Below are 21,906 nucleotides of genomic sequence, written 5' to 3'. Positions count from 1 at the left end.
TTTTTGGCCTGGGCGTTGCTGCCCCTGCACGGGGAAGGCGGGGGGTCGTCGCGCGCTGGAGTTCTCCACGCGCACCGCTGCCCCTGGGGCACGAAAGGCACCATGCTCACCTGGCAGAAAGAGCTTCGGACCCGGGGGGAGGCGGTGGCAGCGCCACCGGATGCGCCGCCTCCCGGGGCAGAAGAGGCGGAGCCCGCCGAGGCTCCAGCCTCCCTGGACGTCCTTCCACACGGTGAAACGAGCCACGACTCGGTCACGGTGGTCGAGGACGCCCCGCCTGGAACCCAGCGCGCTGCCCTCCACCGCCGGCTCCTGCACACCTGGATTTCCCTCGTGGTCGCGAGCCTCCTTTCCACTACCGGGTTGGCGGTGGCCTTGGCACCGCTGCTCGGCGCGGACTTCGAGACTCTCTGGCCCTGGGCACCGACGCACTGGGCGCTGCTCATCGCGGCGCCGGTCGCCCTGCTGGCGCTGGTGCTGCTGCTCTCTTTGCGCCTGCGCCGACTCTCCGCCCAGCAGAAAACCCTGGATCTGGGTCTGCGGGCGCAGGTGGAGAGCTTCGACCGCCAGGCCGAGGTCATGACCCGGGGCATGCAGGAGTTGGAGGAGGAGATCGTGGCGCGGCGCGAGGTGGAGCGCACCCTCGAAGCCGTGGCCGCGACGCTGGAGCGTCAGCTGGAGGAAGAGAAGCGGGAGGCGAGCCGGCAGGAACAGCACCTGGCCGCCGCGAAGCGCAGCGCCGAGATCCAGAACGCCCGTCTGCGCGAGCTGAACAAGATGGCCCACGAGTTCGTGAGCCACGTTTCGCATGAGTTCCGCACTCCCCTCACCGTCATTCGCGAGTATTCCACCACGATGAAGGAGGAGCTCGTCGGTGACGTCACGCCGGAGCAGTACAAGTACCTGGAGACGATCATCGCCCGGGTCGACGATCTCATCGTCATGGTGAACGATGTCGTCGACATCAGCAGCCTCGAGGCGAACATCCTGGTCGCCGCGCGCAGCACCTGCCGGGCGGAGGACATCGTGGAAACCGCCCGGGACGTGCTGGAGCGCAAGGCCGCCGCCGCCGGGGTGAGACTTGTCGTCCGTCTCGACCCCGGCCTGCCTGAGGTGTACTGCGACGCGGCCAAAGCCGTGCGCGTGATCGTCAATCTGGGCGTGAACGCCATCAAGTTCTCCGAAGCCGGCAAGGAAGTGGAGCTTTGGTGCCGGCGGAGCAGCGACGGCGCCGAGGTGCTCATCGGCGTGGCGGATCATGGCCCGGGGATCGCCCCGGAACACCTGGAGCGCGTGTTCCGCTGCTTCGAGCAGCTGGAGACCAGCACGCGCTCCAGCACCAAGGGTTTCGGACTGGGGCTCACCATCGTCCGCGAGCTGGTGCAGCTGAACTTCGGCCGCGTCGACGTCGAGAGCCAGGTCGGCAAGGGCAGCGTCTTCTCCTTCAGCCTTCTCGTGGCCGACCCGAAGCGCCTGCTGCCCCTGTACGTGGAACGTGTCACCGCGACACCGCGCTCGGGCCGGACCATCTCCCTGCTGCGCGCCGCCACGGAAGCCGAGGCGGACGAGACGATGCTTAAGGAAATCGAGCACTACCTGGGCCGGCAGACGCGGCGCACCGATCTCGTCTTCGCCGCCGGACGCGGCCGCTGGCTGGTGGTGGCGATGACGGACAGAACCGGAGTCGACCAGATGCTGCAACGGCTCGCGCGCGGCTGGTCGAAGGTGGAGGGCGGAGCAGAGTCGAACCTCCCGGCGTTGCGCTGGCGCATCGCCGGTTGCTTCGACGTGGAGAAGCGCCGCGACGACTTCGTGCGCGCCTTCCTCGCCTGGTCCGAGTCGGATGCTGCCCCCGCCAGCGGCGGCCAGCCGGCTCCCGCGGCCATCCCGCCCAGTTCGACGGCGAGCAAGTCCCCTCCCGCCCCGAGCGCTCCCGCCGACAACGTCCACCCCGCACCTCCCCCAGCGGACCAGGACGCAGCCGCCACTCGCGGGAAGAGGCCCTCCCCGCGCGGCCGAGACTCACGCTGACCCCACAGAGAAAAACCCGTGCCGGACGCGACCGCCTTGTCCGTGCCGGCTCGAGAACCGGAGCGCCGACACTGCGTCCACGCCGGTGACGGTGGTTGTCGCCCGGCGAATTCGTTGGGGTACAAGGTGAAGAAGAGGAACTTGGTGGTGCTCAGCGGAAGCGGCGCTTCATCTCGCCCCAGGTCGGGGCCTCCACCGGCGTGGGCACGCCGAGGCCACGGTAGTCGATTTGCGTGTAGTCGAGCGTCGCGGAGTGCTCCTGGATGCCGAGACCGGCCTCGGCGCAGGCATCCAAGAGCGGGTGCGTCGTCTGCGTGAGCGCCCGCCGCGCCCGTTCACGGTTGATGAGATCGAGCTGCACGCAGTCGATGGCGACTGGGTCGACACCGACGAGCACGCTGTTGGCCGCGCCACCGCCGAAGGTCTGCCAGGGCGCCGGAACATCGGTCGTCTCCCCCCGGCCCACGAAGTGTTTCCCGGACCACATGCCGAAGAGACCGTCGGCGACGACGAGGCGCAGCTTGCCGCGGACGTGCGGGTTGTTGCAGATGGCGGCCACCGGGTTGGTGGCGGCCCGGGCGTTGACCAGGTGCACGTGCGTGCCCTGCGGCGTATCGATAGTGCCGTGATGCAGCTTGAGCGCTCCCGAGTTGCCCCAATCGATCCGGATGGCCTTGAGAACGGGCAGGGCGATCAGGTGCTGGGCGCGGCAGAGCTCATCGCTGATACGCCCGGACCAGCCGATGTTGGACATGCTCACGACCTGGTTGGGATAGCCGCCGGAGAAGCCGCTGTCGTCGGGGCCGACGAAGACGACGCCGGGGTAGCGGTTGTGCGTCTTGTCCCGGTACCGCTGCGGGATCGAGCCGCTGCCCGGCCGAGTGGAGTCGTAGACGTGGATCGAGGGCTCGGGGATGCCCGCACTCTTCAGCCCGCGGACCACGGAACTCACCAGCTCGGGGGTGGAAAGGATCAGATTCTGGCCCCAGTTCACGTCGTTGGTGTTGATCTTCAACGCCACGATCTCACCCGGGCGGTAGAGCGCCAGCACCTGCCGCCAAGCATCGGTGGGCGAGGGGGCGTCGGTGAGCTCCACCATGGCCCGGTCCACTAACGCATCCACTCGGGCCTGGACGACATAGTCGTAGTAGAAACCGGTGCTGAAATTCCACGAGGTCGCCTCGGCGTCGTAGGCGTGGACGACTCGATGTGCGGGCACCGCGCTGAGGGCAGGCGGATTGCCAGCAGCCAGGCTGCGCGCCGCCCTGCTGGTGAAGGGGATTCCCCCTGCCAAGAGGCCGGCCACACCGGCGGTCAGAGTTTGGAGGAAGCTCCGGCGGTCCAACCTCAGGACGTCCAGCGTTCTCTCGTTTCCCCGCATTCCGCCCCACTCCACCCCAGGGACGCCTGGACCTCGGGAGAACCCGATGCACTCGAGAGGCGTCTCGAAGTGCGTTGAGTCTGACTGTTCCTGACACTCCATGCAAGCAAGTCTTGTGCGCTAGCGACGGCCTCGACACCGAATGTTCTTCGGTGTGCACGAAGCACCAACGCAGATCAGCTGAAGAGCCGCCGCGCACGCTACCGTGTCTATCGTGGTACGACGACTCCCGCGTGGGTTAGAATGCAACCCGCCGGTGGATGGGTGCCCAGGGTTGTCGTGTTGGCGTGGAGGAAGCGGTCGTGTGGTGGAAGGCGGTGCGAGCGGGCATCCTGGCGGCCATCGCCTTCATTCCTGCCTGTGAATTCGTGCTCCCCGAGGGGACGCCGGCGCAACGCATCACGGAACCACCGCAGCAGTTTCCCTTCCCGCAGCGTGCCCGCGTCGTGGACATCGATTCCCCGGGACTCCTGGATGTCGCCGACACGGAGTACCGACTCGTCGCCGACGTGACCGCCGACAAGACCGCCTTCCAGCTCGCCGCCTCTCACATCACCCTCAATCTGAACGGCCACATCGTGACTTATGGGGAGCGGAACGACGTCGCGGAGTGCCATGGCGTGGTGCACCAGCGCGACAACGCGACCGACATCGTGGTGTGCGGGCCCGGGACGATCCGCCAGGGAGCGGGCGGCCTGGCCACCGATCCCCAACGCACGGGCTGGAACCCCATCAGCTTCCCACTCGGGGCGACGCAGGTCGTCATTGCCGGTGTGGAGCTCCTCTATCGTACCCCCGAGACCTACGGGATCCGCGCCATGTGGGTTTCGGAGATCACCCTCCGCGACAACATCATCGAGGACCAGGGCACGGTGGTGCTCAACCGCCACTCCCTGATCGCGGCGATCGACATCAGCCGCGGCACGGGCGGACTCGTCCGGGGCAACGACATCCGGCGAACGCGACAAGTCGGGATCAGTTCCGGCAACGACTGCGAGGTCGCCTACAACAGGATCCACGTGAGCAGTGTGGTGACGAACTCCTACGCCATCGTCTGTTTTGCCGTGGACGGTTTCACCGTGCACCACAACACCATCACCGGAGAAGGGGTGCACCCGATCGGCATCGGTGCGGTGGCCGAGGCCCACCACGGCGACATCCTGGACAACGACATCGAGGTGCAGAGCACCGCGGTGGGGACGGAATACGGCGACACCGGAGCCGCCGGCATCCGCATGACCTGGGGCACCGACGACGTCCGCGTGCGGCGGAACCACATCCTGCTCCGGGCGGAGAAGAACCTCCTGGGTCCGGGGCTGGACAGCTGGGGGCGGGCCCTGTGGGTGGGACTCCCTGATTCCACTGCGGCCGTCGTCTTCGAGGACAATGTGATCATCGCCAGGAACAAGAATGGCGATGGGGCCAAGGCGGCGGGCATCGCGGTGGTGTGCTGGAACCGTTCGCCCGCCCTCGTGTTCCGCCACAACACCGTCATCAGCAACTGGGCGAACGTCCTCCTCGCCGACAGCTATGGCATCGCCGACGGCTATCCTCGCTTCATCGGCAACACCTTCCGCAAAGAGGATGCCGACCCGACCTATCGGACGATCCGCAGCGACAATCCCTCGGTGCCTTCCACCGCCCTCTTCGAGCACACGACCTACGAGAACGGCGCCGCCTTCGAGAGCATGGAGGTCGAATTCGACGCCGCCGGCAGCTGGTACGACGGCAGGGCGAAGAAGGACATCGCTCAGGGCTGGCACTTCGAGCTCACGGTGACCCACGGCGCCACGCAGCCCCTCGCTGGCGCCGAGGTACAGATCACGAACAATGCCGGAGAGCTGGTGTATCGGGGCACGACGGGCAGCGCCGGAACCATCGCCACGGACTTGGCCGAGTACGACCTGACCAGCCGCTCCACCTATCCATTGCCGGACATGGTGACCCTCGACGTCGTGCCGGGGGGAGGCAACAAGATCCTCCGAACACCTTACCGAGTCACGGCGCGCTTTGGCGCCGCGCAGGCGGCGGCGACGGTTCCCTTGACCGCAGACACCCGCATTGTGCTGCAGCTGCAAGCCTACTAGGAACAGGCTTCCCCGCCGGCGCCTCTTGCGCCGCCTCCCAGGCCGTGCTAGCGTGACCCGTTCCCGGTAGAACGTTTTTCACGCACGTCCAGCCCGGGGGCCAGCCTACCGTCCATGAACCCGTCTGGAGAGCATCAGCCTGTGTTGAGGGTCACTCCTGCCCGGGACGAGACCGTCTGGCGCGTCGAGGACTGCCTCCTCGATCTGGGCGCCGTGGGACCGTTGGCGTTCTTCGCGCGCAACGCCTATCGCTATTCCGAACGCTGGAAGCGCGTCGCCGCGCTCTACGCCGTCTCGGTCGGGCGCGTGCTCCTGTACACGACCTCGCCGGCGTTGTCGAGCCGCGTGCTGCATCTGATGACGCGCGGCATGAGCCGTGATCGACTCGATGTGCTCGGGGAGGAATACTTCCAGCTCTTTCTCGTGCCCCGTTTGAAGAAGCCCGGGATCGAAAGTTTGCGCCGTGCGATGGCGCAGGAAGATTCCGTCGTCCTCGTCAGCCAGGGGTTGGAGCACGTGGTGCGCCCCTTGGCCCGCCATCTCGGGGTGGATCGCTTCATCGCCAACCGTTTGGAGTGGCGCGATGGACACGCCACCGGCCGTTTGCTCGAACCGGTGGTGCACTCGCGCGGCGGCATCGCCAAGCTCGCCAGCCGCGACCCGCACGGCCGCGCCGGCATGGAAGAGCTGGCGGCGAATCTCGGCGTGGACAAGGACACCTTGCGGCGCGCCATCCTGCCGGTGGAAGCGACACCGGTGCCGAGGAAGCGCGCCGTCGTCTTCTTCCCTGGGGCGCAGCGGGTGCAGCAATTGTCCGTGCGCGAGACCTTGGCGGGGAAGCAGGTGCTCCTCATCGGCGGCACCGGTTTCATCGGCAAGGTGTGGCTCACCCACGTCCTCACCCATCTCCCGGAGATCGGCAGGATCCATCTCTTGATCCGCCCGCAGCAGGGAACCACGGCACGCCGGCGCTTCGAAAAGATGATGGAAGAGAGTCCGGTGTTCCGCGGCCTGCACGAGCGCCACGGCGACGACCTGCCGCGTTTCATCGGCTCGCGCCTCGAGGTCCACGAAGGCGACGTCGCCAAACCCGGCCTGGGCCTGGCGCCGGAGGTCCTGGCCGCCTTGCGCCTCCAGGTGGACGTGGTGGTCAACAGCTCGGGCCTCACCGACTTCAATCCCGACCTGCGCAACGCCCTCGCAGCCAACGTCGATGCGCCCCTCCACGTCCTCGATTTCGTGCGCGGCAGCGACCACGCGGCCTTGCTGCACCTGTCCACCTGTTTCGTCGTCGGTGACCGTGAGGGTCGCATCGCCGAGACCTTGGCGGCCGACTACGTGCCGCGACCGCGCGCGGGCTTCGACGCCGCCCAGGAGCGAGAGGAGCTGCACCAGCGCATCGAGGCGGCGCGGCAATGGCCGCCCAATGCGCGGCTCGCCGCCGAGCTGGACAGCGACCCGGACGGCGACCCCACCGGAGACGCCGCCAAAGGACGCAACGGTTCCCGTTTCGGTTGGCTGCGCAAGGTGCTCACCGAAGCCGGCAGGCATCGCGCCCGCGAGCTGGGCTGGCCCAACGCCTACACCTTCACCAAGAGTCTGGGTGAATCGTTGCTGCGGCGGCATGGCGAGCGAGTGCCCCTGGCGGTGGTGCGGCCTGCTATCGTCGAGACCTCGCTGGAGCAGCCCTTCGTCGGCTGGAACGAGGGCATCAACACCTCGGCGCCGCTTTCGTGGCTCTTGGGAACGACCTTCCGGCAATTGCCCGCCAACGAGCGCAAATGCCTCGATGTGGTCCCCGTGGATCTCGTTTGCCGGGGCATGACGCTGGTGGCCGCTGCGCTCCTCGGCCGCTGTCACGAGCCGGTCTACCAGATCGCTTCGTCCGTCACCAATCCTCTGCACATCCTGCGCGCCGTCGAACTCACCGGCCTGGCGCACCGCAAGCACTACATGGAGCAGCGTGGCTATCGCTCGTGGTGGAAGGCCCGCATGGATGCCATCCCGGTCTCCAAGCGCCGCTACCAAACGCTCTCGGCTCCGAGCCACAAGGCGATCCTCCGCGGTTTGCGCCGCTTGTTCGCGGCGACGCCGCTCAAGAGCCAGCTGGTGCGCGCCGAGCGCGCCGTGGGCCGGATCGCCAAGTTGGTGGAGATCTACGAGCCGTTCATCCTGCACAACGAGCACGTCTTCGAGGCGGAGAACATTCGCGTCCTCTCGGCGGCGTTGCCGGCCGAGGAGCGCGCCGCCTTCGCCTACGAGGCCGATGGTTACGACTGGCATCGTTACTGGGTGGACGTGCACATTCCCGCCATGCGCCGCTGGTGCTATCCCCTCATCGAGGGCCGCTCCTTGGAAACGATCCCCCGTTTCACCTTCCGCTTGCCCGAACCCGTGTCGGGAGGGCGGCCCCGCGGCGAGGCCGTCGGGACCCGAGCGTAATGGCGATCTTCCTGAGCGGCGGGACGGGTTACATCGGGGCACACGTCGCAGCGAACCTCCTGGCGCAGGGGCAGTCGCTCAACCTCCTGGTGCGCGCCCGCAGCGTCGAGGAGGCCGAAGGCCGGCTGTGGCGGGCGCTGCAGCTGCACTTCGACTTCCCGGTTTTCCACCAGCACCTGCGCACGCGCACCCGGATCTTCCTGGGCGACCTCACCGAGAGCCACCTGGGCCTCCCGGCGAGCGACTACACCCGGCTGCTGGATGGGACGGACTCGATCATCCACTGCGCCGCCTCGCTCAACCGCCGCTCGGAGAAGAGCTGCCTCAACGTCAACCTGCGTGGCACGCTGGAAGTGCTGCAGCTCGCTCGGCGCGCCCACGAGCGGCACGGTCTACGGCGTTTCAGTCACGTCAGCACCGTCGCCGTCGCCGGACAGCGCCAGGACGAGGTGGTCGGCGAGGACGCCGCCATCGATTGGGGGCGGTCCGACTACGACCCCTACGCGCGGACGAAGAAGTTCTGCGAGCACATGTTGCACGAGCTCTTGCCGCACGACGTGAGCCACCTGGTGTTCCGGCCCAGCATCGTCCTCGGCGACAGCCGGCGCGGCGAGACCACGCAGTTCGACATGGTGCGCGCTTTCGTCTTCCTGGCCGGACTTCCGGTGCTGCCGTTCCATCCGGAGCATCGCGTCGACATCGTGCCGGTGGAGTACGTCGCCGACGCCATCACCACGCTGCACCTGCGGGAAAAACCGTCCCACGACACCTACCATCTCTCGGCCGGCACCGGTTCTCAGACCTTCCGCGAGTTGACCGCGGCCCTGGCCCAGGCCCGGGGAACGAAGCCGCCGCTGTACGCCCCCTTCCTCGGCCGGCCCTTCCGCTCCGTGGTGCGTGCCGCGGCCGCGCAGCGCGGCACGAAGATCGGGCACGTGGGTTCGCTGCTCCAGGTGTTCCTGCCCTACCTCTTCTGGAACACCGTGTTCGACAACCGCCGCATCGTCGCCGAGCTCGGCCGCGAGCCGATGCGCTTCTCCGCCTACAGCCTCGAGCTCCTGCAGTTCGCCACCACCACGCGCTACCAGTACCCCTATCGGGACTGGCCGCAGGAGACGGCGCCCGAGGTCCCCCCTGGCGGTAGTGACAGCGCCCGCGGCGTCGCCGCGCCGGCGGTCGCCGGCGGCATCCCTGGAGGCGGGCGTTCATGATGGACGAGGTGCTGATCGGCTGGATGAGCGGGCTCATCGAGCTCTCCAAGCTGGGCTGGATGCTGGGAGCCGGGAAGCCGTGGACTCCCGGGACGCGGCTCGAGCTGCTCTTCGCCGGCTACAACGGTACGCGCAACACCGGCGCCGACGTGCGGGTGGAGGAGATGTTGCGCCAGGTGCGCCGCGTCCTCGGGGAGGAGAAGATCGCCCTCTCCGTCCTGAGCCAGAACTTCGCCCTTTCCCAGGGCTACTTCGGTGACGCCCGGCAGGTGAAGCTGCCCGACCTCTTCCCGCCCTTTCTCTACCGCGAGGTGCCCAAGCACCACGGCGTCGTCACCTGCGAAGGTTCCATGTTCAAGAGCAAGTTCGCCAATGCCCTGACCACCATGATGGTGGGAACGCTGGGGATCGCGGCGGCGCAGAACAAGCTGGCGGTGGGCTATGGCGCCGAAGCCGGGCACATGGATCCGGCGGTGAAGCGCATGCTCAAGCGCTATGGCCGGCAAGCCTTCGTGATCACGCGCAACACCGAGTCCGCCGCCATCCTGCGCCACCTCGGCATCGCCTGCGAGGTCGGCACCGACACGGCCTGGACCTTCGAGCCCAAGGCCCCGGAGTACGGCAGCAAGGCCCTGCGCGACCTCGGCTGGGACGGCGCGGCGGCGGTGCTCGCCGTCTGCCCCATCAATCCGTTCTGGTGGCCGGTCCGGCCGTCGCTGCTGAAGGCGGCCACTTTGGGAATCGCTGGGGCGCACAAGAGCAGCCATTACCGCTCGCTGTATTTCCATCACGAGGGCCCGGCGGTGGACGCGGCTTACCAACGTTACCTGGACGGCATGATCCGCGGCGTCGACCGCTTCCGCCGCGAGAAGGACGTGTTCGTGGTGCTCGTCGCCATGGAGATGCTCGACAACGACGCCTGCCGCCGCATGGGAGCCGCGCTCGGCGCCCCGGTGGTCTCGTCGCAGGATCACGACATGTACGAGCTCGTGAGCATCCTGCGGGCCTGCCACCTCATGGTGTCCTCGCGCTATCATGGCATCGTCACCAGCATGCCCGGGCTCGTGGCCTCGGCGGGGGTCACCATGGACGAACGCATTCGCAATCTGATGAGCGAACGCGGGCACCAGCACCTGTTGTTGCACGTGGACGATGCCGAGCTCGGGGACAAGCTGTTCGCGGTGCTGCGCGCCTTGGATCGGGAGCGCGAGGCCGTGCGCGAGGGCATCGCCCGCACCGTGGTGAGCAGCCTGCAGACCATGGCGCGCATGGGGATGTACTTCGAGACCCAGGTGCAAGAGCGCTACCCCGAGTTCCCCGTGCGCCAGGGCCGCTACTCCTGGGACGAGTATTTGCCGCCCCTCGGCCGCGACCTCCAAGAGCTGGTGACGGCGTACGCCTGAGAGGTTATGAACTTCCTCGAGCGCATTCTCGACGGTCTGCACCGGGAGCCCGGGCGCCTGCTGCTGCAGGAAGCCTGGAGCGACCGGGTCGAACGCGCCACGGCCGGCGAGCTGCTCGCTCGCGTCGCTCTGGCCCGCCGCTTCCTGCGCCGCGCCGGTCTACGCCCAGGCGACCGCTGCGTCCTCCTCGCCGCCAACAGCATCCGCTGGGTGGCGGCGGATCTGGCCATCATGGCGGAAGGCCTGGTGCGCGTGCCTCTCTACACCCGCCAGTCCCCGGCGGAGCTGGTGGGGATGATGCGCGATTGCGAGCCGGCTCTGATCGTTTGCGGCGACGATCTCCTGCGCGCCGCCGTGCAAGAGCTCTGGCCCGAAGCTCCCGTCTGCCTCCTGAGCGAGGTCGGCGCCGAGAGCGCGGGGGGCGCCGCCACCACCACCGCTGCGCCTGGCGCCGCATCGACCGCCACCGTCGCCGCCGACACGCCGCCGCTGCCGCGTCGGGCCCAGGACCCCCTCGTCATCATCTATACGTCCGGCACCTCGGGTGATTCGAAGGGCGTGGTGCTCACCACGGGCAACGTCGACCACATGCTGCCGTGCACGCTGCAGCGATTGGACGAGCTGATGCACGGTCACGCCGGTCAGGAACGGGTCTTCCACTATTTGCCGTTCTGCTTCGCCGGCTCCTGGCTGCTCCTGCTCAGCAGCTTGTCGCGCCGCAGCCTGTTGACGATGGCCACGGACATCGACAAGCTGCAGGAGCAGCTCCGCCTCGCCTCGCCGCATTACTTCCAGAATGTCCCGCTCTTGCTCGAGCGCCTGCGTGCGGGCATCGACAAGAAGCTGCAAGCGAGCGCCGCCGGCGGCCTCTACCGGCGCGCCCGGGTTGCTTGGGCCCACGAGCAGGACGGTCGTGCCGGGGCCCTCGACCACGGCTTCCTCGCCCTCGCCGACGCGGTTCTCTTCCGGCGTGTGCGCCGGAAGATCAGTCCCGATCTCCGGGCGCTCATCTGCGGTTCGGCGCCGCTCGCCGAAGAGACGCAAGGTTTCTTCGAAATGCTCCGCATCCCGGTACTCCAGGTGTACGGCCTCACGGAGACGACGGCCATCTGCACCATGGACGAGCCGCGGGGCCGGCGCCGCCCCGGTCGCGTCGGACGCGCCGTGCCGGGGATCGAGATGCGTCTGGGGGAGAACGACGAGATCCTGGTGCGCGGGCCGCACCTCTTCGCCGGCTACTGGAAGCGGCCGGCGGAGACCGCCGCCTGCATGCAGGACGGCTGGTTCCGCACCGGCGATCAGGGCGAAGTGGATGCGGGCGGGCTCTGGCGCATCAGCGGCCGGATCAAAAACCTGCTCGTCCTCACCTCGGGGCACAAGGTGGCACCCGATCCGCTGGAAGAACGCCTGCGTCTCGCGGTGCCCCAGGCGCAGCAGGTCCTCGTCGTGGGCCACCAGCGCCAGCATCTGACCGCGATCCTGACCGGTGAAGTGACGGCCGCTCAAGTCACAGCGGCCCTGGAAAAGCTCAACTCGACGCTGCCGCACTACCAGCGCGTGCACGCCTTTCACATCGAGCGCGAGCCCTTCACGGCGGAGAGCGGGCTCCTCACCGCCAACGGCAAGATCAAGCGCCAGCGCGTTCTCGACCGCTTCGCCGCGGCGCTCGACGCTCTCTACGCTGCTCCCGTTGCGCCGGGCGCCACGGCGGGGCGCGGCGCCGGCGTCATAAGCTCGAGCGGGAGGCAGGCATGAGGGAATGCACCGGCCAGGCCCTGAGCTGGAAGCTGGTGGACGGTGTCGTCGAGCTGCAGCTGCACCGGCCACCGGGCAACGAGATCGGCACCACCACGCTGGTCGAGCTGGAGCGCTGCGTCACCGCCCTGGAGGCGCTTCGCGACCACGCCCACGCTCTCATCATCTATAGCGGGCTGCCGGCAGGGTTCTGCGCCGGCGCCGATCTCCGCGAGCTGTACGCCGGCATGCAGGCGGTCTCGGCGCCGGCGGCGCGCGTGGCCGGTGTGCGCCGCTTCCTGGAGCGCATCCACGCCGTGCTGAACGCCATCGATACCTGGCCGCACCCCACGCTCGCTGCGGTGCATGGCATCTGCTTCGGTGGTGGCCTGGAGCTGGCTCTCGCCTGCGATCTCGTGGTGGCCGACCGGCTGGCGCGCTTCTGCTTCCCCGAGCTGCGCCTCGGCTTGGTCCCCGGTTTCGGCGGCATCCCGCGCCTGAAGCGGGACGTGGGCAACGCCGTGGTGCGGGATCTCCTGCTCACGGGACGCAGCCTGAACGCCACCCGCGCCCATGCACTCGGTCTGGTGAGCCAGCTGGCCGGCGAGGGCGCGGCGCTGCAGGTGGCGCGCTCCACCGCACGACAGATGGCCAAGTTCGACGCTACCACCACCGCCGCCGCCAAAGCCTTCATCAAGACCTTGCCGCGGGAGGAGCTGCAGCGGGAAATCGATCTCTTCTGCGAGCTCCTGGCCCGGCCGACGGTGGAGGCGGCCCTGGCCAAGTTCGTCTCGAGCACGGAAGTGCAGCCGTATCTGCCCTGAGAGCGGCGAAGGGAGTCGTTTCGATGCGAACACCGCAGCAGACGCTCGAGGAGATCCTCGACCTCGCCTCCCAGCACTTCAAGGTGCCGCGGGCGAACCTGACGGCGGACGACGACTTCTTCGAGAAGCTGAGAATCGACAGCTTGCAGGCGCTCGAGCTCCTGTCGCGCCTGGAGCACCACTTCGGTGTCGAGATCCCGGACTACGAGCTGCAGGGCGTGAGCGACTTCCGCACCCTCGCTGCGACGATCCAACAACGTCTCTGAACCGCTCGAGCAAGGAGTGCCGTTGATCGCACTGGACCGGCACACGTCGCTGGGCAGCGCCCTCGACGAGGCGCTGGAGCGCTGGGGCCCCCGCGTCTGCCTCATCGAGTCCGACCGCGAGCGCGAGAAGGAACGGCTCACCTACGCCGACTTCGCCGCCCGCGGCAGAACTCTGGCGCAGGCCCTCGCGGAGCACGGCTTCGCCGCCGGGAGTCGCGCCGCCATCGTCATGTCCAACCAATCGAAATGGCTGCTGTCGGCGTACGCCGTCTTCCGGCGCGGCGGCGTGCTCGTGCCCCTCGACTTCAAGCTGAGCGCCGCGGAACACCTGCAGCTCCTGGCCCATGCGCGCGCGCAAGTGCTGGTGACGGAGTTCGCCTTCTGGCGCACTCTGGTCCGGGCGCGCAGCGACGCGGCGGCGAAAACACCGGACCGCACCAGCCTCGCTGCGTCCGCTCCCTTTCCCGCTCTCGTCCTGGTGACCGAAGCGCCGCCGGGCGCGGATCTCCAGGGAGCGCGCCGCTGGGAAGAGTTCCAGCGCGACGTGCCGGCGGACGCGGTGCCGCGGCAACGGACGGACCTCGCCTGCATCGTCTACTCCTCCGGCACCGGGGGAAGGCCCAAGGGCTGCATGCTCACCCACGACAACTATCTCGAGCAATGCAAGGCCCTGACGCAGCTGTATCGCTTCGGCCCCGGCGACCGGTACTTGAGCATCCTGCCCACGAATCACGCCATCGACTTCATGGTCGGTTTCTTCGGCCCCTTCGTCTGCGGCGCCAGCGTCGTGCACTTGCGCATCATGCGTCCCGAGTTCGTGCGCGACGCCTTCCCGCGCTACCGGATCACCCACATGGCGCTGGTACCGCTGGTGCTCAAGAACCTGGAGCGCGGACTGCGCCAGCGCCTCGAGGCACTGCCACCGCCGCGGCGGGCGGTCCTCCACACCCTCGTGCGGCTGCACCGGGCTCTCGTCGGCGGCCGACCCAAGGTGTGGCTGTCGCGCCGACTCCTCGCTCCCATCCACCGCAGCTTCGGTGGCAGCCTGGAGATGTTCTTCGTCGGTGGCGCTTTCACCGAGCCCGAAACCCTGCAGTTCTTCTTCGACCTCGGCATCCCTGTGGCCAACGGCTACGGCCTGACCGAGGCGGGCACGGTGCTAGCGGTGAACGACATGCGCCCGTTCCGCGCCGACAGCGTCGGCAAGCCGCTTCCCGGCACGGAGCTCCGCATCCTCTCTCCGGATGCCGACGGCATCGGCGAGGTCGCCGCCCGCGGCCGCACGGTGATGTCGGGATATCTCGACGACCCGGAGCTGACGAGCGCCACCATCGTGGACGGCTGGTTGCTGACCGGCGACCTGGGTCGCATCGACGCGAGCGGCCACCTGCAACTCTTCGGGCGCAAGAAGAACATGATCGTCACCGCCGGCGGCAAGAACATCTACCCCGAAGACATCGAGAACGCCTTCGTCGGCATCGTGGCGAAGGAATACTGCGTCTTCGCGGCCAACTACCTGTGGCCGCAGCGGTCGCTCGCGAACGAGCGTCTGGTCATGGTGCTGCGCTTCGAGCCGGGGCAAGAGATGACGCCGGAGCTGCAGCGACAGCTGGAGGAGCGCAACCGGCGCCTGCCGGACTTCAAGCGCATCCACGCCTTCACCGTGTGGGGCCAGGACTTCCCGCGCACCGCCTCGATGAAGGTGAAGCGCGAGGAACTGGCCGCGAGTCTCCGCGCCCGGCTGGCGCGGGACGAGGCGCTGGTCGAACTATGAGCGGAATCTCCATGCGAGACGGCAGGACGGACGGAACCCGGGAACTCGGTACCCCGGCCATGCCACCCGCCGCGACCACACGGGTACGCTGTCTCGTGGTGCTCAACCCTGCGGCCGGCGGCGGCCGCTGCGGCAAGCTGGCCCCGGGGGCGCTGTCGCGGCTGCGTCAAGGAGGCCTGGACTTCGAAGTCGTCGAGAGCCGGCAACCCGGGCATGCGGTCGACATCGCGCGCTCGGCCTATGCGGCAGGGACGCGGCATTTCGTGGCCATGGGCGGCGACGGCACGGCCTGCGAGATCGTGAACGGCCTCTTCCCCGCGGCCGAGCACGAGAAGGCGACGCTGGCTTTCCAGCCCCTCGGCACCGGCAATTCTTTCCTGCGCGATTTCAGCAGCGACGGCCTCCACCACGCGACGCAGGCCCTCCTCGAGGGTCGCCGGCGCCCCTGCGACGTGCTCCGCCTCACCCATCGGGACGGCGTCCTCTACTCCATCAACCTGCTCAGCATCGGCTTCTCCGCCGACGTGGCAGCCCTCACCAACCGGCGCTTCAAGCGCTTCGGTCACCTGGGGTACTTGCTGGGTGTGCTCGTTTGCCTGGCGCGCTTGCGGCGGCGGGCGTTTCCCTTGCAGGTGGACGGGGAAGCCGACATCGACCGGCGGCGGCACCTGTTCCTCACCTTCAACAACAGTAAATTCACCGGCGGGACGATGATGATCGCGCCGCAAGCGGATACGTCGGATGGGCTGGTAGAGTACGTGCGCTGGGGACCCATCGGCCGCCTCGGGCTCCTCCGCAACCTGAACCGGCTCTACGACGGCACGCACGTGAACCATCCGCTGGCAGGGCGGCGCGGTGCCCGGCGCATCGATTTCCACCTGGACGGTCCGGTGGACGTCATGGTGGACGGCGAAGTGATGACGTTGCAGCCCGTGACCTTGGAAGTGCTGCCGTCGGCACTGGACGTCATGGTCTGAGTACCGTGTCTTGGGCACGCGCTCCGGGTCCGACCTGGAACCGCGGGTCGGCAAGGCTCGGTCGGCTCAGACCGAGAGCCCTAGGAGGAGGCGCATCGTGGGTGACACCCAAGACAGGCTCGGGGTGAAGAAGATCTGGTGGGGCGTCCGCTCCGTCGTGCTCTGGACGATCGGCGGCGTGCACTTCTTCGTCGTCTGCATGCTCCTCATCGCTCTCAGCTTCTTCAAGGATCCACGGCACAACGACAAGCCGCAGCGCTGGCTCTTCCGCAACGTGCTGCGCCTGATGGGAGTGCCCTTCCGCGTACGCTACGCGCCAGGCTTCGACCCACGGCGCACGGCGCTGTTCATCTGCAACCACGTGAACCTTTTCGACCCGATGGTGATCTACTCCGCCATCCCTCAGTTCGTGCGTGGCATGGAGCTGGAGTCTCACTTCAAGATCCCCGCCTACGGCTGGATGGTGGGAAAGTTCGGCAACATCCCGGTGCCGAAGAAGCATGGCAAGGAGGAGATGCGCCAGCTGTCGCGGCGCATCCAGTCAGCCCTGGACGACGGTACGAGCGTCATCGTTTTCGCCGAGGGCCACCGCACGCCGGACGGCCGGGTGCACGAGTTCCAGAGGGGGATCTTCCGCTGGGCCTGCCAGTGGGGCGTGCCCATCGCCCCGATGACGATCACCGGCTCTTACGAGTTCAGCCGCAAGGGATCCTGGCTACTGCGCCCGTCGACGATCACCGTCTTCCTGCACGAGATGATCGAGACCAGGTCCCTCGGGCCAGCCGACGCCGAGAGCTTGCGCCAGCGCGTCCACGCCATCGTCGCCCGCCCGGTGGACGAAGTTCTGGGCCTCGCCCCTCCGGCGGCGGAACTCCAGACCTACCGCCACGCTCACGGCCGCGACGAGATCCATGCCGACCTGGGGACCCAGTCGTCCCCGGTATCACAGATGGACGGCGTCTGCGGCTGAGCGAATCTCCAGCAGCCGGCGTTCGCTCTCCCACTTCACACCGCGGACGCCGTGCAGGCCGTCACTTCGAATCGGTGACAAGCCTCCACCAGTCATCGCATGTCCTCGAGCGCCTGTTGACAGAGCCGTTCGGCAAATGCCAGCATTGTGGATTCTGCTTGTCAGCAGTCGGCATGGTCACGGTCTCGGCCGCGGGTTACCCTCCGGGGGTCGCGCGCGTGAGTACGCTCCTTGAATCGACCACGACACTCCTGAGAAAAGCGCGCGAGGGAGACGAGCATGCCCGCGATCGACTCTTGGCACGCTATCGCCCCGCACTCCTCCGCTGGGCTCGCGGCCGCACGCCAGCGCCGATCCGCAGTCTCGTGGATACGGACGACCTGGTCCAGTTGACGCTGACCGGTGCCTTGGGTTCCTTGGACCGCTTTGAATCTCGATACGCCGGCGCCTTCGGGTCCTATCTGCGCGTCATCCTGAGGAACAAGATCAACGATCAGCTCCGACATCTCGCCGGACGGCCCGCGATGGAGCGACTGCAAGAGGATCTCCCCTACGAGGCTCCTTCTCCACTCGATGGGCTCATCTGGCGCGAAACGCTGGAGATTTACGAAGCCGCCCTCGAACAGCTGGACGATCTGGATCGGGAGGCTTTCGTCTCGAGATTCGAACTAGGGTTCACGTATGACGAGGTGGCCCGGGCGATCGACAGTCCGTCGGCGAATGCCGCACGCATGCGATCGACGCGTGCCTTGTACCGGGTGGCCGACAGCATGCGCAAACAGTACTTAGACAAGAACCGACCTGCACGACAGCGATCGCGAACCCAGCGGCATTCGCCCTCAACGACGAGCCGTAAGCCTCACCAGAATGAGAACGATTACGATCTTTGAAGGATCAGCGAGGAGCGGGAACCGCCGAATGAATCACGACGATCTCGACGTTTGGAGTCTCGCCGTCCTGATCTCGGACGGTCGGCCCATCGATTGGGAAGATGCTCGTCGCGCCGTGGAAGGCGAAGAGAGCTTGGACCGGATTCGCTTCCTGAGAGCCGTCTACGAGATCGCCTCGATGCACCAGGACAGCGGGAGGATCGAATCCGATTCTCCGGTGGCGCTCGCACCCGTGGCGCCCGCCGAGGGGGAGCCGGAGCGGCCGGCGCAGTGGGCTCATCTGTTGATCCGCGGGCTCGTCGGCCGCGGCTCCTTCGGATCGGTGTATCGCGCCTGGGACCGTGACCTGGATCGCGAGGTCGCTCTGAAGCTGATCGGGACGACTTCCGGGGGGCAGAAAGCAGAAGCCGGCTCCACAGTTCTCAAGGAAGGGCAACAGCTCGCCCGGATCCGACACCCCAACGTCGTCGCCGTGTATGGGGCGAGTGCACAAGGCGATCAGATCGGACTGTGGATGGAGCTCATCGAGGGATGTACGCTCGAAGAACTCCTGGAGACGCGCGGACGTTTTGGAGCGGAAGAAACCACGCTCATCGGTCTAGCTCTCTGTCGGGCGTTGCGCGCCGTGCACAGCACCGGTGTTGTGCACCGAGACATCAAGGCGCGCAACGTCATGCGCGAGGAGGGTGGCCGCATCGTCCTCATGGATTTCGGTGCCGGCACCGAAATGCATGCCGAAACAGCGAGCCTGGTCTCCACCATCGTCGGAACCCCGCTCTACATGGCTCCTGAGGTTCTGCGTGGCGAGCCTCCGAGCGCCCAATCCGACCTCTACAGCCTCGGGACCTTGCTCTTCCGTCTCGTCACCAAACGCTATCCGCTCGAAGCGCAAACCGTGACCGGGCTGCTCCAGGCGCACGAACGCGGTGAAGCGAGGTTGCTGCGTGACATCAGGCCCGACGTGTCCGAAGCCTTCGTGCGCGTCGTGGAAAGATGTCTGCACCATGACCCACGCCAGCGCTTCGGGAGCGCCGGGGAAATGGAGCGGGCCCTGGAAGAAGCGCTGAACGTCGCGACCCTCAGCAAAAACCCGTCCTGGCCGCACCGCATCGTGCAACGGCTGCAACGACAACGTCTTGCGGTCGCGATCGCAGCCCTCATCGTGATCGCAAGCCTCGCCATCAGCCCGCTCGCGCGCGACGGCACGTTGCGCCGCCTGCTCTCGGGGGTAACCTCGAATCCGCATCAGTGGCGCGCCGATGGCGTACCGCTTTGCGACCTCGATGACGAGCAGCGGCGGCCCAGCATGATCGCCGACGGCGAGAGCGGCACGATCGCCGTCTGGCAGGATTCGCGCAACGGCAACGCCGACATTTACGCGCAGCGAATCGACGCCGCCGGGCGTGCGCTATGGCAGGCCCACGGCGTGCCAGTTTCCATCGCCTCGGAGGGGCAGCTGATGCGCAACGACCTCGACCTCCAACTACCGCTCGTGCCAGCGCTGGTATCCGACGGCGCGGGAGGGGCGATCATCACTTGGCAAGATCATCGCGGGGACGCCTTGGACATCTACGCCCAGCATGTCTCCGCAGCCGGCACCGTCGCCTCCGGATGGCCCATCGATGGGCTCGGCATTTGCACGGCGTTTGGCTACCAGGTCGACCCTGTGATCGTTGCGGACGATGCTGGGGGTGCCATCATCGGCTGGCGCTTCGGAACGTCCGACTCCACGGGTTTGGGCTACGATCTCTTCATGCAACGCGTGACAGCGGCCGGACACGTGGCGCCGGGCTGGCCGCCGGACGGCCTTTTGATCTGCGGTGGTCCAGGCGATCATCAGGGACTCATGATGTGCGCCGATGGTTACGGCGGCGCTCTTCTCACCTGGGTCGACTACCGCAGCGGAGTGGCCTCGGTCTATGCCCAACGCGTCACCGGCGCGGGACACATCGCCGCGGGCTGGCCTGACGATGGAGTGGCTCTCTGTACCGCAACAGGCGAGCAGTTTGCCCCGATGGCGGTGGCCGACGGAGCGGGGGGCATCTTCGTCACCTGGGAAGATCGGCGCAGCGGTAATCGTGACATCTATGCCCAGCACGTCACGGCATCGGGAAGGCGTTCCTGGGACCCTGCCGGGCTCGGGATCTGTGTCTTCGCGATTCACAATCAGTGCAATCCGACGATTGTTTCCGATGGTGCGGGCGGTGCGATCATCACCTGGTTCGACTGGCGGCATTTCTGCCGGCAGGGCCGCACCTGCTCCGATATCTTCGCCCAGCGTGTGAACGGCGAGGGCATCGTACAATGGGCCCAGAACGGCGCGCCGATCACGAACATCCCGGGAGACGAAGCGCTCCCGAGCCTCACCGGGGATGGCGCCGGGGGTGCGATCATCGCCTGGTTGGACTGTCGCAACGCGACTCCGCCGCTCTCGAACACACCGGGATCCGTGGATCTCTACGTCCAGCGTGTGGATTCCTCCGGGAAAACCCTATGGACCGAAAATGGAGTGGCGGTCTGCACGGCGCACGGCAATCAACTGGCGCATCTGCTGCTTTCCGATGGTGTCGGCGGCACTTACATCGTGTGGGAAGACGGACGTGACGGCGAGAGCAACGTCTACATGAACCACGTCACCTCGATGGGCGTGGCGGCCGCCCCCACCCCGCCGTAATGAACCCTGTTCTCTGTGAACCCACCGGCACTTCAATCACTTGCATCGACGGTCTCGTATTCTGACGGGGTCCCGGAACGGTCCCGTGACTTTTTTTGGTGCGCTTTCTCGCCCCCCCCACGATCTAGCCCATGAACGGCAGAGCACGAGACCCTTCCGTGCAGAGCGTCGCAGGACAGCGCTTCGAGACTCTGACGTTCTTCAGTGTGGTTCCGAGCCCAGCTCGACTCTGTAGAAGTACGGTCCGTAGATGCTCGCAGGAGGTATGCGCTCATGTCCTTGTCACGCTACGGCATGAAATCTCTCGCCCTGCTCTCGTGGTGCATCGTCATGGTGCTGCTGGCGCCTCTGACGGTCACCGCGGGTTCGTTCCAGCTTCAGGCTCAAGCCCTCGGCAAGAGCGGGGCATCGCCCTCGAGCCACGTGCAGGCCACGAGCCCGGGGACGCGGCTCGCGCCGATCGAGGTGCGCCCCCTACCGCCCGACTCGCGTCCCTACGGTGCCTCTTACGGGACTTGGGGTGCCCGCTGGTGGCAGTGGGCGCTCTCCGCACCCTTCGGCGCCGACCCCATCACCGATCCCGACGGCTCGCACTGCGACTACGGACAGTCGGGGCCGGTGTGGTTCCTGGCCGGAAGCTCCGGCAGCACCGTGGTGCGGAGCTGCACCGTCCCGGCCGGCGCGGCTCTCTTCTTCCCACTCGTCAACTACTACGCCAACTATCCGTGCCCGCCCGAGTTCGGGTTCGAGCCTGCCCCGGGGCAGAGCCTGGAGGATTTCCTGCGCAGTTTCGCCGCCGGATTCATCGACGGCGCAGCGAATATGGCGGTGGAGGTAGACGGACTCTCATTGGGTGACGTGAGCTCTTTTCGCGGTACCTCGGATCTCTTCCTGCTCGACATCGACCCGAGCTGGCAAGCGGCCGATCCATGCGTGACTGGCGACCCCCAGCCTGCCGTCGTGGACGGTTTCTGGATGATGCTCGCCCCGCTGCCGCCGGGGGCGCACACGCTCCATTTCCACGCCGAGATACCGGCGTTCGATTTCGCCGTCGATGTCACCTACAACCTTACCGTCCAGCCGGGCGGCCGCGGACGGGGAGCGATCGATGATCGCCCTGGTGCGGAGACATCGACCTGGGGACTGGTGAAGCGCCTGTACAAATGACCCGCAAGCCGGTGTGTCACGCTCGAAGCCGGGTCGGAGGGGATCCCGCCCCTTCCGACCCAGCACCGGATACGA

The 21,906-nt window shown here is 67.3% G+C and carries 15 protein-coding genes; 14 read left to right on the top strand and 1 reads right to left on the bottom strand.

Features of this window, described 5'->3' with window-relative positions; translation table 11 throughout:
- The first annotated feature begins 144 nt into the window (after positions 1-144).
- Positions 145-2,031: an ATP-binding protein gene (locus VFE28_03750; GenBank protein HZM15093.1), complete on the top strand. Its 1,887-nt coding sequence runs from the start codon at positions 145-147 to the stop codon at positions 2,029-2,031.
- 151 nt (positions 2,032-2,182) lie between these two features.
- Here VFE28_03750 and VFE28_03745 read toward each other — a convergent pair whose 3' ends face one another.
- Positions 2,183-3,412 carry a DUF362 domain-containing protein gene (locus VFE28_03745; GenBank protein ID HZM15092.1) on the bottom strand — a complete coding sequence of 410 codons (1,230 nt, stop codon included), beginning with the start codon at positions 3,410-3,412 and terminating at the stop codon, positions 2,183-2,185.
- 302 nt (positions 3,413-3,714) lie between these two features.
- Here VFE28_03745 and VFE28_03740 point away from each other — a divergent pair, with 302 nt between their 5' ends.
- The 13 genes from VFE28_03740 (at position 3,715) to VFE28_03680 (ending at position 21,831) form a co-directional block, all read left to right on the top strand.
- The gene (locus tag VFE28_03740; protein HZM15091.1) at positions 3,715-5,499 is read left to right on the top strand and encodes a right-handed parallel beta-helix repeat-containing protein; all 1,785 of its coding nucleotides are present in this window, start codon (positions 3,715-3,717) and stop codon (positions 5,497-5,499) included.
- A gap of 144 nt (positions 5,500-5,643) precedes the next feature.
- Positions 5,644-7,941 (top strand): SDR family oxidoreductase, encoded by a 2,298-nt coding sequence (locus tag VFE28_03735; protein ID HZM15090.1) that lies wholly within the window; start codon positions 5,644-5,646, stop codon positions 7,939-7,941.
- Complete coding sequence (locus VFE28_03730; protein ID HZM15089.1) at positions 7,941-9,152, top strand: SDR family oxidoreductase; 1,212 nt, start codon at positions 7,941-7,943, stop codon at positions 9,150-9,152. The genes VFE28_03735 and VFE28_03730 overlap by 1 nt, the downstream gene beginning before the upstream one ends.
- The gene (locus VFE28_03725; GenBank protein ID HZM15088.1) at positions 9,149-10,555 is read left to right on the top strand and encodes a polysaccharide pyruvyl transferase family protein; all 1,407 of its coding nucleotides are present in this window, start codon (positions 9,149-9,151) and stop codon (positions 10,553-10,555) included. The genes VFE28_03730 and VFE28_03725 overlap by 4 nt, the downstream gene beginning before the upstream one ends.
- Before the next feature lie 6 nt (positions 10,556-10,561).
- Entirely contained in the window at positions 10,562-12,310 is a 1,749-nt protein-coding gene (locus tag VFE28_03720) for an AMP-binding protein (protein ID HZM15087.1), read from the top strand.
- Entirely contained in the window at positions 12,307-13,113 is an 807-nt protein-coding gene (locus VFE28_03715) for an enoyl-CoA hydratase/isomerase family protein (GenBank protein ID HZM15086.1), read from the top strand. Before VFE28_03720 ends, VFE28_03715 begins: the two co-directional genes overlap by 4 nt.
- Before the next feature lie 23 nt (positions 13,114-13,136).
- Positions 13,137-13,379, top strand: a complete 243-nt coding sequence (locus VFE28_03710) for an acyl carrier protein (protein ID HZM15085.1) — start codon at positions 13,137-13,139, stop codon at positions 13,377-13,379.
- A 22-nt stretch (positions 13,380-13,401) separates the two neighbouring features.
- Positions 13,402-15,153 carry an AMP-binding protein gene (locus VFE28_03705; protein HZM15084.1) on the top strand — a complete coding sequence of 584 codons (1,752 nt, stop codon included), beginning with the start codon at positions 13,402-13,404 and terminating at the stop codon, positions 15,151-15,153.
- A 59-nt stretch (positions 15,154-15,212) separates the two neighbouring features.
- Positions 15,213-16,130 carry a diacylglycerol kinase family protein gene (locus tag VFE28_03700; GenBank protein HZM15083.1) on the top strand — a complete coding sequence of 306 codons (918 nt, stop codon included), beginning with the start codon at positions 15,213-15,215 and terminating at the stop codon, positions 16,128-16,130.
- A 97-nt stretch (positions 16,131-16,227) separates the two neighbouring features.
- On the top strand, positions 16,228-17,100 hold the full coding sequence (locus tag VFE28_03695) for a lysophospholipid acyltransferase family protein (GenBank protein ID HZM15082.1): 873 nt from the start codon (positions 16,228-16,230) through the stop codon (positions 17,098-17,100).
- A 218-nt stretch (positions 17,101-17,318) separates the two neighbouring features.
- The gene (locus VFE28_03690) at positions 17,319-17,990 is read left to right on the top strand and encodes a sigma-70 family RNA polymerase sigma factor (protein ID HZM15081.1); all 672 of its coding nucleotides are present in this window, start codon (positions 17,319-17,321) and stop codon (positions 17,988-17,990) included.
- Entirely contained in the window at positions 17,968-20,664 is a 2,697-nt protein-coding gene (locus VFE28_03685) for a protein kinase (protein ID HZM15080.1), read from the top strand. The genes VFE28_03690 and VFE28_03685 overlap by 23 nt, the downstream gene beginning before the upstream one ends.
- Positions 20,665-20,937: 273 nt before the next feature.
- On the top strand, positions 20,938-21,831 hold the full coding sequence (locus VFE28_03680; protein ID HZM15079.1) for a hypothetical protein: 894 nt from the start codon (positions 20,938-20,940) through the stop codon (positions 21,829-21,831).
- Positions 21,832-21,906: the final 75 nt, after the last annotated feature.

Source organism: Candidatus Krumholzibacteriia bacterium (assembly GCA_035649275.1).
Lineage (GTDB): Bacteria > Krumholzibacteriota > Krumholzibacteriia.
This window is presented reverse-complemented; position numbering and strand designations above follow the sequence as displayed.

Bases quoted from the DNA above. Each gene is read 5' to 3' on its own strand.
- VFE28_03745 (HZM15092.1), bottom strand. From the start codon at position 3,412: ATGCGGGGAAACGAGAGAACGCTGGACGTCCTGAGGTTGGACCGCCGG.
- VFE28_03725 (HZM15088.1), top strand. From the start codon at position 9,149: ATGATGGACGAGGTGCTGATCGGCTGGATGAGCGGGCTCATCGAGCTC.
- VFE28_03710 (HZM15085.1), top strand. From the start codon at position 13,137: ATGCGAACACCGCAGCAGACGCTCGAGGAGATCCTCGACCTCGCCTCC.
- VFE28_03700 (HZM15083.1), top strand. From the start codon at position 15,213: ATGCCACCCGCCGCGACCACACGGGTACGCTGTCTCGTGGTGCTCAAC.
- VFE28_03680 (HZM15079.1), top strand. From the start codon at position 20,938: ATGTCCTTGTCACGCTACGGCATGAAATCTCTCGCCCTGCTCTCGTGG.
- VFE28_03720 (HZM15087.1), top strand. From the start codon at position 10,562: ATGAACTTCCTCGAGCGCATTCTCGACGGTCTGCACCGGGAGCCCGGG.
- VFE28_03685 (HZM15080.1), top strand. From the start codon at position 17,968: ATGAGAACGATTACGATCTTTGAAGGATCAGCGAGGAGCGGGAACCGC.
- VFE28_03715 (HZM15086.1), top strand. From the start codon at position 12,307: ATGAGGGAATGCACCGGCCAGGCCCTGAGCTGGAAGCTGGTGGACGGT.
- VFE28_03730 (HZM15089.1), top strand. From the start codon at position 7,941: ATGGCGATCTTCCTGAGCGGCGGGACGGGTTACATCGGGGCACACGTC.